This is a genomic window from Blastococcus sp. URHD0036 (genome assembly GCF_000701365.1).
GTDB lineage: Bacteria > Actinomycetota > Actinomycetes > Mycobacteriales > Geodermatophilaceae > Trujillonella.
On record NZ_JNIK01000021.1, the window covers coordinates 1 to 12,116 of the forward strand.

Annotated in this window: 10 protein-coding genes; 1 reads left to right on the forward strand and 9 read right to left on the reverse strand. The window is 72.3% G+C overall.

Annotation, left to right across the window (positions count from 1 at the left end; genetic code table 11):
- The 8 genes from yidC to lspA form a co-directional block, all read right to left on the reverse strand.
- Positions 1-374, reverse strand: a 374-nt coding sequence (gene yidC, locus N555_RS0122145) for a membrane protein insertase YidC (protein ID WP_029433676.1), incomplete at its 3' end; no start/stop codon positions are given.
- A gap of 520 nt (positions 375-894) precedes the next feature.
- On the reverse strand, positions 895-1,374 hold the full coding sequence (locus N555_RS28050; RefSeq protein WP_197029122.1) for a GrpB family protein: 480 nt from the start codon (positions 1,372-1,374) through the stop codon (positions 895-897).
- A 139-nt stretch (positions 1,375-1,513) separates the two neighbouring features.
- A complete protein-coding gene (locus N555_RS28055; protein ID WP_051684364.1) occupies positions 1,514-2,215 on the reverse strand; it encodes an LPXTG cell wall anchor domain-containing protein in 702 nt (233 codons plus the stop codon).
- Between the two features lie 43 nt (positions 2,216-2,258).
- Positions 2,259-5,816, reverse strand: coding sequence for a DNA polymerase III subunit alpha (gene dnaE / locus N555_RS0122165; protein WP_029433680.1), 3,558 nt, complete (start codon positions 5,814-5,816; stop codon positions 2,259-2,261).
- A 193-nt stretch (positions 5,817-6,009) separates the two neighbouring features.
- Positions 6,010-6,432 (reverse strand): GNAT family N-acetyltransferase, encoded by a 423-nt coding sequence (locus N555_RS0122170; RefSeq protein ID WP_029433681.1) that lies wholly within the window; start codon positions 6,430-6,432, stop codon positions 6,010-6,012.
- Positions 6,429-7,211 (reverse strand): CPBP family intramembrane glutamic endopeptidase, encoded by a 783-nt coding sequence (locus tag N555_RS0122175; protein WP_029433682.1) that lies wholly within the window; start codon positions 7,209-7,211, stop codon positions 6,429-6,431. Before N555_RS0122175 ends, N555_RS0122170 begins: the two co-directional genes overlap by 4 nt.
- A 14-nt stretch (positions 7,212-7,225) precedes the next feature.
- A complete protein-coding gene (locus tag N555_RS0122180) occupies positions 7,226-8,164 on the reverse strand; it encodes an RluA family pseudouridine synthase (RefSeq protein ID WP_029433683.1) in 939 nt (312 codons plus the stop codon).
- Between the two features lie 54 nt (positions 8,165-8,218).
- Positions 8,219-8,815 carry a signal peptidase II gene (lspA, locus tag N555_RS26315; RefSeq protein ID WP_231503090.1) on the reverse strand — a complete coding sequence of 199 codons (597 nt, stop codon included), beginning with the start codon at positions 8,813-8,815 and terminating at the stop codon, positions 8,219-8,221.
- Positions 8,816-9,041: 226 nt separating this feature from the next.
- Here lspA and mqo point away from each other — a divergent pair, with 226 nt between their 5' ends.
- Positions 9,042-10,535, forward strand: a complete 1,494-nt coding sequence (gene mqo, locus N555_RS0122190) for a malate dehydrogenase (quinone) (RefSeq protein WP_029433685.1) — start codon at positions 9,042-9,044, stop codon at positions 10,533-10,535.
- Positions 10,536-10,551: 16 nt separating this feature from the next.
- Here mqo and N555_RS0122195 read toward each other — a convergent pair whose 3' ends face one another.
- Positions 10,552-12,063, reverse strand: a complete 1,512-nt coding sequence (locus tag N555_RS0122195) for a potassium/proton antiporter (protein WP_029433686.1) — start codon at positions 12,061-12,063, stop codon at positions 10,552-10,554.
- Between the last annotated feature and the right edge of the window lie 53 nt (positions 12,064-12,116).

Below are 12,116 nucleotides of genomic sequence, written 5' to 3' on the forward strand. Positions count from 1 at the left end.
GCGCCCGGCTGCAGCCGGCGCAGCACGTGGAACAGCGCGATGAAGATCGGGATCTGCGGCAGGATCGGCAGACAGCCGGCCAGCGGGTTGACCCCGCGCTCCTTCTGCAGCTTCATCATGGCCTCGGAGAAGCCCTGCCGGTCCGACCCGTACTGCTTGCGCAGCTTCTGGATCTCCGGCTGGAGCTCCTGCATCGCCCGCTGGCTCTTCACCTGCTTGATGAACAACCGGAACAGCAGGATCCGGATCGTGACCACCAGCATCACGATCGACAACGCCCAGGTGATGCCCGAGGCGGGATCCAGGAACGTGGAGAACAGTGCGTGCCACTGCTTCATCACCCACGCGATCGCGGTGTACAGCCAATCGAGCATGAACGAACCTGCCTATCCGTCGAGAGGGCATGACTGACGGACGGCTGAACCCAGGGGCGCGCTACGCGCTCGGCGATCGGGGGGTCAGCCGCGGCAGGGCTGCGGTGCGCGCGGGAGCGGTCTCCCGGGCGCCGACGGATGACTCACCCGCTGGAAGACACCCTGTCGGTGCTGTTCCTCGCCGGAGACGCGAACGCCGGCGCGCAGCGAGGGCGCCTCACGTCGGACGGCACCCAGGGCGCGCGCCACGACGCTCGCGATGACGACCCCGAGAACTGCGATGCCCGAGACCGTGGAGGACTCGACCGGTGCCGCGCTGACCAAGAAGGGCAGCGTCATCAGCGCGACGAGGATCCCCGACCACTCACTCATGGCTGGGCGCGCGGGCACGTCGACAGTGTCTCGGGCTCCCCCCGGTTCCACAACCGCCTGCACCCGCCCGTATGGCGCGACGATTCGGACCTGAGCGGCTCCCTGAGCGACCGGCTCGAGGACACGACCGTCCCCCGAGGAGCCGCCGTCAACTGGCGACTATCCGCTGCACGAAGTCGGCCTTGCGAGCCGTGTACTCGCTCCAGTCGTCGGTCGATCGGGCGATCTCCCGCTTCAGCGCCACGTACGCCTCGAGCAGTGCCCGGTCCGCTCGCAGCGCGTCGCGGAACCTCGTCCGGCGACGCCACTCCGCCCCAGCGAGGTCCACGACGTGCACCACCGTCACGCGCTGCTGATCGACCATCCGTGCCAGCCAGGAGTGGCGTTCGCCCTCTGCCGTACGGCGTATCCCGTCCAGCTGGTAGCCCGCCTGCCTGAGGCGGGTTATCGCGGAGTCGTGCTGCTCGGGCTCGACGCCCACGAGGACGTCGACGACGTCCTTGCTCTCGATCGCCAACGCCGTCGAACCGATGTGTTCGATCTCCGGCACGTGCCCGAGACTCGCGCGGAGCACGGCCATCTCGTGGTCGAACCGGCGCGACCAGCCGGCGTCGTCTGGAGGGACCAACCGCACAGGGCACGGTAGAACGGACGCGCCGAGCACATCGCTCGAGCAGCCGACGGGGTGCGCGGAAGCCGCACTTTCCGCCTGGACATGCGGCCTCAGCGCACACGCTCGAGAACCGCCGAGTGCGTGGTGGCCGAACCTAGAAGCGGCGCTCGCCGGGATCGGTCTGCAGGGTCTGGCCCGACTCCGCGGGGCTCCCGGCCGGCAAGGCCTGGTCGCGACCCGCTTCCGGGGTGCGGCCGAGGTCCTCTCCGGCGGCCAGGAGAGTGGCCACCACGTAGACCAGGACGGCGACGAACGGGGCCACGGCCAGGGCCGGCATCGACGCCAGCTCCAGCCGCGTGGTGACCGTCGCGCCGACGTCGGTGAGGTCCTCGGCGGTCGGGCCGGGTCCCAGCAGCTCCCCCAGCTGCCAGGCCAGCACCCCGGCCAGGCCCGTGCCGACCGCGAGGGCGGCCAGCAGGGTGACCCCGCGCCGGCGGCGCAGCAGCCAGCCGCCGATCCCGGCCAGCAGGCCGAGCCCACCCAGGATCAGCACGAAGACGCCGTCGTCGGCGGCGAACAGCTCCGAGGACGTGTCGCCCAGCGCCTGCACCGCGCCGTCGGCGAGGACGCGGTAGTCCTCGCGCGGAGCCAGCAGCCACCACAGGAGGCCGGCGGGGATCCCGGCGAGCACGAGGACGGCGGTCAGCCGCAGCGCCGGCGCGAGGTCGGCACGCAGCTCGGCCACCCCGCCCCAGCGGCCGGCGACGGCAGCCGCCCGTCGCTCGACGTGCCGTCCGACGGTGGCCGGAACCCCCGCTTCCGGGGCAGCCGGCAGCGGACCGGCGGTGTCACTCACCCCTCCAGTGAACCCTCCCGAGCTGGACGTCATCGGCAGGGGCTCAGAGCAGCGCGACGCTGGTCGGCCCGAGCAGTGCCTTGATGTCACCCATCAGCGCGGTGCTCGGCCGCACCCGCAGCCCCTGGTCCAGCCGCAGCACCGTCTCGCGGGCGCCGTTGACCAGCTTGAGCTGCACCTCGGTGGTCCCCGGGTGGCTGCCGAGGACCTCGCGGAGCCGCTCGACCACCGGCGGGGTGCATCGGGCGGCCGGCATGGAGACGAGCACCGGCCCGCGCGGCCCCTCGGTGAGCTCGGGGACGGTCACCTCGGACCCGAAGAGCGACGGCTGGTCGTCGCGCCGGCTGATCCGGCCCTTGACCACGACGATCTGGTCGCGGACGACCTTCTCCGACACCTCGGCCCAGGTCTTGGGGAAGAACAGCACCTCGATGCCGGACTCGAGGTCCTCCAGCGTGGCGATGGCCCACGGTGCGCCCTGCTTGTTGGTGCGCGGGGAGACCGCAGTGAGGATGCCGGCGATCGTCACGTTCGCGCCGTCCTCGACGCCGCCGGCGTTGATCTCGGCGATCGGGGTGTCGGCGTGCGAGGTGAGCACGTGCTCGACCCCGTGCAGCGGGTGGTCGGAGACGTAGAGGCCGAGCATGTCGCGCTCGAACATCAGCCGCTCGTTCTTCGACCAGTCCGCCGTCGGGATGGTGATGTCCAGGGCCCCGGCGAACGGGTCGTCGGCCGGGTCGTCGCCGCCGAAGCTGCCGAAGAGGTCGAACTGGCCCTCGGCCTCCTTGCGCTTGAGGCCCATCGCGGAGTCGACGGCCTGCGCGTGCACGGCGACGATCCCCTGCCGGGAGTGCCCCATGGAGTCGAACGCGCCGGCCTTGGCCAGGGACTCGATGACCTTCTTGTTGCAGGCCACCGTGTCGATCTTCTTCATGAAGTCGGCGAAGTCCTTGAAGGCGCCCTTCTCCTCACGGGCCCGGACGATCGAGTCGACGACGTTGTGGCCGACGTTGCGCACCGAGGCGAGCCCGAACCGGATGTCGGTGCCGACGGCGGTGAAGTCCCAGGACGACTCGTTCACGTCCGGCGGCAGCACCTTGATGCCCATCCGCCGGCACTCGGCCAGGTAGACGGGACGGCGGTCCTTGTCGTCCTGGACGCTGGTGAGCAGACCGGCCATGTACTCGGCCGGGTAGTTGGCCTTGAGGTACGCCGTCCAGTAGGAGACCAGGCCGTAGGCGGCCGAGTGCGCCTTGTTGAACGCGTAGTCGGCGAACGGGACGAGGATGTCCCACAGCGTCTTGACCGCCGCGGCCGAGAAGCCGTTCTCCTTCATGCCGGCCTCGAAGCCGACGTACTCGGCGTCCAGGACCGACTTCTTCTTCTTGCCCATCGCGCGGCGCAGCAGGTCGGCCTTGCCGAGGGAGTACCCGGCGACCTTCTGCGCGATCGCCATGACCTGCTCCTGGTAGACGATCAGGCCGTAGGTCTGGCCGAGGATCTCCTCCAGCGGCTCGGCGAGCTCCGGGTGGATCGGCGTGATCTCCTGCTGGCCGTTCTTGCGCAGCGCGTAGTTCGTGTGCGAGTTCGCGCCCATCGGACCGGGCCGGTAGAGCGCGCCGACGGCGGAGATGTCCTCGAAGTTGTCCGGCCGCATGAGGCGCAGCAGCGAGCGCATCGGCCCGCCGTCGAACTGGAAGACCCCGAGCGTCTCGCCCCGGGACAGCAGCGCGTAGGTCGCCGGGTCGGTGAGGTCCTTGCTGATCTCGTCGAGGTCGATCGCGTCCTTGCCGTTGGCCACGATGTTGCGCAGCGCGTCGTCGATCACCGTGAGGTTGCGCAGCCCCAGGAAGTCCATCTTGAGCAGCCCGAGCGTCTCGCACGTCGGGTAGTCGAACTGCGTGATGATCGCGCCGTCGGCCTCGCGGCGCATGATCGGGATGCTGTCGATCAGCGGGTAGCGGCCGATGATGACGCCGGCCGCGTGCACGCCCCACTGGCGCTTCAGGCCCTCGAGCTTGCGCGCCTGGTCGACGACCTCGGCGGCACCGGGGTCGGACTCGTAGCGGGCGCGGAACTCCGCGGCCTCCTTGTAGCGGTCGTGCTTGGGGTCGAAGACGCCCGACAGCGGGATGCCCTTGCCCATCACGTCCGGCGGCATGAGCTTGGTCAGCTCGTCGCCCACCGAGAAGGGCCGGTCGAGCACGCGGGCGGCGTCCTTGATGGCGGCCTTGGCCTTGATCGTGCCGTAGGTGACGATCTGGCTGACCCGCTCCTCGCCGTACTTCTGCGAGACGTACTGGATGACCTCGCCGCGGCGGCGGTCGTCGAAGTCGATGTCGACGTCGGGCATGGAGACGCGCTCGGGGTTGAGGAAGCGCTCGAAGATCAGCCCGTGGGCCAGCGGGTCGAGGTCGGTGATGCCCATGGCGTAGGCGGCCAGCGAGCCGGCGGCCGAGCCACGGCCCGGACCGACGCGGATGCCGTTGTCCTTGGCCCAGTTGATGAAGTCGGCGACCACGAGGAAGTACCCCGGGAAGCCCATCTGGCAGATGATCCCGGTCTCGTAGTCGGCCTGCTTGCGCACGTGGTCGGGGATGCCGCCGGGGTAGCGCTTGTGCAGCCCGCGCTCGACCTCCTTGATGAACCAGGAGGTCTCGTCCTCGCCCTCCGGCAGCGGGAAGCGGGGCATGAGGTCCGCGCCCTCGGTGAACTGGACCTCGCACTGCTCGGCGATCAGGAGGGTGTTGTCGCAGGCCTCGGGCATCTCGGCGAACAGCGACCGCATCTCCGCGGGGCTCTTGAGGTAGTACCCGTCCCCGTTGAACCGGAAGCGGTTGGTCTCGTTCAGCCGCGACCCGGTCTGGATGCACAGGAGCGCGTCGTGGGCCTGCGCGTCCTCCTTGTGCGTGTAGTGCAGGTCGTTGGTGCCCAGCAGCGGGATGCCGAGGTCCTTGGCGATGGCCAGCAGCGCCGGCTTGGTCTTCTTCTCGATGGACAGCCCGTGGTCCATCACCTCGGCGTAGAAGTTCTCCTTGCCGAAGATGTCCTGGAAGTCCGCTGCGGCCTGGCGGGCCTTGTCCTCCTTGCCGGCACGCAGCCACATGTTGACCTCGCCCGAGGGGCAGCCGGTCGTGGCGATCAGGCCCTTGCCGTAGCGCTCCAGCAGGTCACGGTCGAAGCGCGGCTTGCGGTACTGGCCCTCCAGGCTGGCCAGCGAGGAGATGCGGAAGAGGTTGTGCATGCCCTCGGTGGTGCGGGCCAGCAGCGTCATGTGGGTGTACGCGGCCTTGCCGCGGTTGTTCCCGCCGTCGCCCTCCTCGTCGATCAGCTTGTCGCCGAAGTCGAACGGCGCCCGGTCGAAGCGGGAGCCGGGCGTGTAGTAGCCCTCCATGCCGATGATCGGCTTCACACCGGCCGCGTTGGCCTGCTTGTAGAAGTCGTAGGCGCCGAACACGTTGCCGTGGTCGGTCATCGCCAGCGCCGGCATCCCGTGCTCGGCGGCGGCCTTGGTCACCTCCGGGAGCTTCGCCGCGCCGTCCAGCATCGAGTACTCGGTGTGGACGTGCAGGTGGACGAAGGAGTCGGGGGTGCTGCTCACGGACGGTCGTGCTCCTCAGTGGTCGTGCCTGCCCGCCGTCGGGATCCGGCGGACGACCGGCGGGGAAGACCGGTGCTGCGGGTGCCCTGTGTGTCGCCGAGGGCGGGGTCGGACGGTGCCCCGATCCTCGCACCGAAGAGGTCTACTCCGGGGGACCGACAGGAAGGTGTCTCGACACAGTCGGACCGATCCCTCACAGCACCCGGCGCATGGTGACGTGCCGGATCCCCGCCTCCTCGAACTCCTCACCCACCGCCGTGTAGCCGGCCCGCTCCCAGAAGCCACGCGCCCCCACCTGCGCGTGGATCTCCACCTCCGGCAGGCCCCGCCGGGCCGCTTCGGCGTGCAGCACCGCGAGCACCGCGGCACCGTGGCCGCCGCCGCGGGCGCCGGCGTCGACCGCCATCCGGCCGATCACGCCTCTGCCGTCCCGCTCGAACAGCCGGCCGGTGGCGACGACCCGGCCGGAGTCGTCCCGGCCGACCGCGTGCACCGCCACGGCGTCGGTGGCGTCCTGCTCCATCTCCGGCGGCACGCCCTGCTCCTGCACGAAGACGCGGGTGCGCAGCGCCACCACCTCCGGCATGTCCGCCGGCTGCGCGACCGCCGCGCTCACCGCACGCCCGCCGAGGGCAGCGCCCGGCTGGGGACGGCGAGGAAGCGGAGGTCGATCAGCGCGTGGAGCAGGACGGGCAGCAGCAGCGAGCCGGTGTCGAGGTACAGCGCCGCCATGACCGCGCCGAGGACGGCGGTCGTCAGCACACCGCCCACCCCCTGGTAGGCGTGGGCCAGCCCGAACGCGACCGCGGCCACGGCCACCAGCGCGAGGTCGGGCAGGTCCCCGGCGATCGCCGTGACCACCGCCAGGAAGAAGCCGCGGTAGAGCCACTCCTCGCAGATGCCGGCGGTGAGCCCGACCACGGTGAACAGCCGCCGCTCCGACCGCGTCCGCGGCAGCAGCGCCAGGGTGGCGTGCACGGGCAGCTCCGCGTGCCGACCGGCCGCCGCGTCCGCCGCCGGCGCGGGGAGCTCGTGGAGCACGCCGCCGCGCAGCGCGCGGGTGGAGGCGACGACGAAGACGACGACCAGCAGCGCCAGCCCGCCGGCGACGGGGCCGGGCCAGCCGTCGGGCCAGGCCAGCCCCACCGCGGCGGCGTCGACGTCCGGCGCCGACCACCAGATGACCAGCGCCAGCAGCGCCAGCCCCCACTCCAGGATCAGCAGCCGGAGGTAGAAGGAGCGCCGCGCCCCGGCGTCGGTGCGCAGCCGCCCCTCGAAGCGGCGGTGCAGCACCGCGCCGACCACCGGTTCCCCGGCGACGAGGTAGACGGCGACGGCGACGGCCGACAGCGCCGCCGGACCGTAGTCGGCGAGCGACGTCGGCAGCCCGTCCATCCCTGACCCCGGTCCTACCCCTGGGCCTCGGCCCGGAGGATCGCCAGGGCGCCGGCCAGGTCGGCGGGGTAGTCGCTGGTGAACTCCACCCACCGGCCGTCCGCCGGGTGCGCGAAGCCGAGCCGGACGGCGTGCAGCCACTGCCGCGACACCCCGAGCCGGGCGGACAGGGTCGGGTCGGCGCCGTAGAGCGGATCGCCCACGCACGGGTGGCGCATCGCGGCGAAGTGCACCCGGATCTGGTGGGTGCGGCCGGTCTCGAGGTGGACGTCGACCAGGCTCGCGGCCCGGAAGGCCTCGATCACCTCGTAGTGGGTCACCGACGGCCGGCCGCCGCTGACGACGGCGAACTTCCAGTCGTGCTTCGGATGCCGGTCGATGGGCGCGTCGATGGTGCCCTTCGTCGGGTCGGGGTGGCCCTGCACGAGGGCGTGGTAGCCCTTGTCGACCGTCCGCTCCTTGAACGCCGCCTTGAGCGCGGTGTAGGCCCGCTCGCTCTTCGCCACGACCATCAGCCCGGTCGTGGCGGCGTCCAGCCGGTGGACGACGCCCTGGCGCTCGGCGGCACCGGAGGTGGAGACGCGGTAGCCCGCGGCCGCGAGCCCGCCGATCACGGTCGGCCCGTCCCAGCCCGGGGAGGGGTGGGCGGCGACCCCGACCGGCTTGTCGACGACGACGAGGTCGTCGTCGTCGTACACGACCGCCATGCCGGGGACCGGCTGCGGCGCGGCGGGCTCACCGGGCGGCGGCGGGAGCTCGACCTCCAGCCAGCTGCCGCCGGACAGCCGGTCGCCCTTGTCGCGCACCCGCCCGTCGACGACCACCGCGCCGGCGTCGGCGAGGTCCGCGGCGGCGGTCCGGGTCAGCCCGAACAGCCGGCTGAGCGCCTGGTCGACCCGCTGGCCCTCCAGCCCGTCCGGCACCGGCAGCGCGCGGTGCAGGCCGGAGGTCACGAGTCCATTGTGACCGGTGGGAGCGACAGCCGGACCCCGCTCGACGGACGCGGCTCAGCCACGGTCGCCGTCCGCATCGCCCGCGCCCGCCCGCGACCCGTCGAACTCGATCCCCCGCAGCGCCAGCACCGCACCCAGGATCCCGCCGCAGGTGATCGCCGAGTCGGCGAGGTTGAAGATCGGGAAGAACTCGCCACCCGGCGCGAACACCGAGATGAAGTCGACGACGCCACCGCGCAGGAACCCGGGATCGCGGAACACCCGGTCCAGCAGGTTGCCCACGGCGCCGCCGAGCACCAGGCCGAGCGCGATCGCCCAGCCCAGGGAGAACAACCGGCGGGACGCGCGCACGATGACGACCGCGACGGCCACGGCGATCAGCGTGAACACCACGGTGAAGCCCTCGGCGAAGGAGAACGCGGCGCCGGTGTTGCGTGCGTGGGTGAGGTGCAGCGCCCCGCCCAGCAGCCGGACGTCCTCCCCGCGGTCGAGGGTGGCGACCACGATCAGCTTGCTGGCGATGTCGAGCAGCAGGACGCCGGCGGCGATCGCCAGCAGCAGCCGGGTCCGGGGCCGGCGCTCCGGCGCGGTGCTCGCCGGGGTGGCTCCCGGCTCGTCGCCACGGGCGTCCTCGGACTCAGCGGACAGCACGCGCTCCAGGGATCTCGGGGGCCGGAGGTGGCCGGCCGGCGGCCCGACCTTACCGTTGAGCGGGTTCCCGCCCGGCCCGCCGCGGCCGGTCCCGGCGTACCACCGGCGTCCGCGTGATCCATGTCATGACGGGTACGACGCATCTCACACCGATGAGGGAGCGTGCCCGGGCCTGCGAGGGCCGATGGTCGGTGTTGGACCTTCTACCCGGCCAGAGAGGCAACGCGTGTCCACCGAGCTCGCCCCCGTCACCGATCCCGACGTAGTCCTCGTCGGCGGCGGAATCATGAGCGCGACCCTCGCGTCGCTGCTCGGCATCGTCGCTCCCGACTGGAGCGTCGCGGTCTTCGAGTCCGGCCCCTCGGTGGCCGAGGAGAGCTCCGGCCCGTGGAACAACGCCGGGACCGGCCACGCCGCGCTCTGCGAGCTCAACTACACGCCCGCCGGGCCCGACGGCCGGGTCGACGCGACCAAGGCCGCGACCATCAACGAGCAGTTCCAGCTGTCGCGCCAGTTCTGGTCGCACCTGGTCCGCCGCGGCATGACCGGCTCGCCCAAGGACTTCATCACCCCGGTCCCGCACATCAGCTTCGTGACGGGCGAGAAGGGTCGCGCGTACATGCGCAACCGGTACACCTCGCTCGTCGCGCACCCGCTGTTCGAGGGCATGGAGTACACCGACGACCCGTCGACGTTCGCCGAGTGGGTCCCGCTGATGATGGCCGGCCGCGACCCGGCCGAGGTGATCGCCGCGACGCGCGCCGTCGCCGGCACCGACGTCAACTTCGGCGCGCTCACCCGGCTGCAGCTGGAGGACGCGGAGAACCGCGGGGTGCACGTCCACGTCGGCCAGCGGGTCGACGACCTCGAGCGCATGGACGACGGCCGCTGGAAGGTGACCGTCGAGGACGCCGTCACCGGCGAGCACCGCACGGTGCGGGCCCGCTTCGTCTTCGTGGGCGCCGGCGGCGGCGCGCTGCCCCTGCTGCAGAAGGCCGGGATCCCGGAGATCGGCGGCTTCGGCGGCTTCCCGGTCAGCGGCCAGTTCCTGCGCACCCGCTCCCCCGAGCTCGTCTCCCGCCACCAGGCCAAGGTGTACGGCCAGGCCGCCGTCGGCGCACCGCCGATGTCCGTGCCGCACCTGGACCTGCGCCTGGTCGACGGCGAGTACTCGCTGCTGTTCGGCCCCTACGCGGGCTTCTCCCCCAAGTTCCTTAAGGCCGGGTCGATGTTCGACCTGCCGCTGTCGGTGAAGCCCAACAACCTGGGCTCGATGCTGGGCGTGGCCCGCACCGAGCTGGCGCTGACGCGCTACCTGATCGGCGAGCTGCTGCAGTCCCGCGCCGCCCGCCACCGCACGCTGCAGGGCTTCGTGCCGCTGGCCGAGCAGGGCGACTGGGACATGATCACCGCCGGTCAGCGGGTGCAGGTCATCAAGAAGGACCCGAACAGCGGCAAGGGCATCCTGCAGTTCGGCACCGAGCTCATCACCGGCGCCGACGGCAGCATCGCCGGTCTGCTCGGCGCCTCCCCCGGCGCGTCGACCGCGGTGTCGGCGATGCTCACGCTGATGGAGCGTTGCTTCCCCCAGCAGATCGACGGCTGGCGGCCGGCGCTGCAGGAGGCCATCCCCTCCTACGGCCGCAGCCTCGCCACCGACCTGACGCTGCTGCGCGAGGTCCGCGACGAGACGACGAAGACCCTGGAACTGGTGGGCTGACACCGAGCGACTCCGCTCAGTCGGCCTCGGTGGGGCTGCCGGTCTCGCCGCGCCAGGTCGCCAGGCGGCCGGCGCGGCTGACCGCCCGCAGCCGGCGCTCGGCCTCGGCCCGCGACCGCCGCGCCGACACCAGCAGCGCCTGGTCCCCCCGCATCAGCCGGGTGGTCGCGTCGGGCACGAACGACCGGCCCGCGCGCACGATGAGGACGACGGCGGCGTCCTCGGGCAACCGCAGCTCCGGCAGGTAGACGCCGTGCAATCGCGACCCCGCCGGCACGGTCAGCTGCATGAGCTCGGCGTCCAGCTCCTCCAGGGGCGCGGACTCCACCTGGACCTCGCGCGGGGTGATCGGCGCGGCGATGCCCAGCCGGCGGGCCACCCACGGCAGCGAGCGGCCCTGGATCAGCGTGAAGACGACGACCAGCACGAAGACGGTGTCGAAGACCTGCGTCGCCTCGGGGACGCCGGCCGCGACCGGGAACGTGGCGAGCACGATCGGCACCGCACCGCGCAGGCCCGCCCACGAGATGAAGGCCATCTGCGAGAACGGCATCCGGAACGGCGCCAGGCTGGCCACCACCGACAGCGGCCGCGCCACCAGCAGCAGCGCCCCGCCGACGACGAGCGCCGGCCCGAGCGCGTCGAGCAGCCGCTCCGGTGAGGCGAGCAGTCCCAGCAGCACGAACAGCCCGATCTGGGCCAGCGACGCCATGCCCTCGGCGAAGCCGATGCTCGCCGACCGGTGCGGCAGCGGCGCGTTGCCGAGCACCAGCGCGCACAGGTAGACGGCTACGAACCCGGAGGTGTGCAGCAGGTCGGCCGAGGCGAACGCCAGCACGCACAGCGCCAGGGTCGCCAACGGGTAGAAGCCCGACAGCGGCAGCGCCGAGCGGCGCAGGAGCCACGCGCCCGCCGCCCCGAGCGCGACGCCGATCACCGCTCCCCCGGCGAGCTCGCCCACCACCTCGAGCAGCGTCACCCACCAGGCGGCCGGCTCACCGCCGGTGAGCCGCTCGGCGAGGACGACGACGAGGAGGATGACCGGCGCGTCGTTGAGCCCGCTCTCCACCTCCAGGGCGGCGACCATCCGGCGGGGCAGCGGGAGCCGGCGGAGGGTGGCGAACACGGCCGCGGCGTCGGTGGAGCTGACGACGGCGCCGAGCAGCAGGGCGGAGGCCCAGGAGAGGTCGAGCAGGGCGACCCCGATCGCCCCGGTGACGGCCACGCTCACCGCGACGCCGACCGTGGACAGCGCGATCCCCGGCCCCACCGCGCGGCGCACGTCGGCCCACCGGGTGGTCAGGCCGCCCTCGGCGAGGATGACCACGAGCGCGGCGACCCCCAGCGTCTGGGTCAGCTCGACGTCCTCGAACTGGACCCCCGCGCCGCTCTCCCCCAGGGCCACCCCGAGCGCCAGGTACAGCAGCAGGCTGGGCAACCCCAGCCGGTCGGCCAGCCGCAGCGCCACCGCGGCGACGAGGACCACGAGGGCACCGACAGCGAGCGCGACGGTGACCGTCGTGTTCACCGCCCGGCCCCCGTCACGGGGGCAGTCTCCCGTACGCGCGTGTCGGTCCTGTT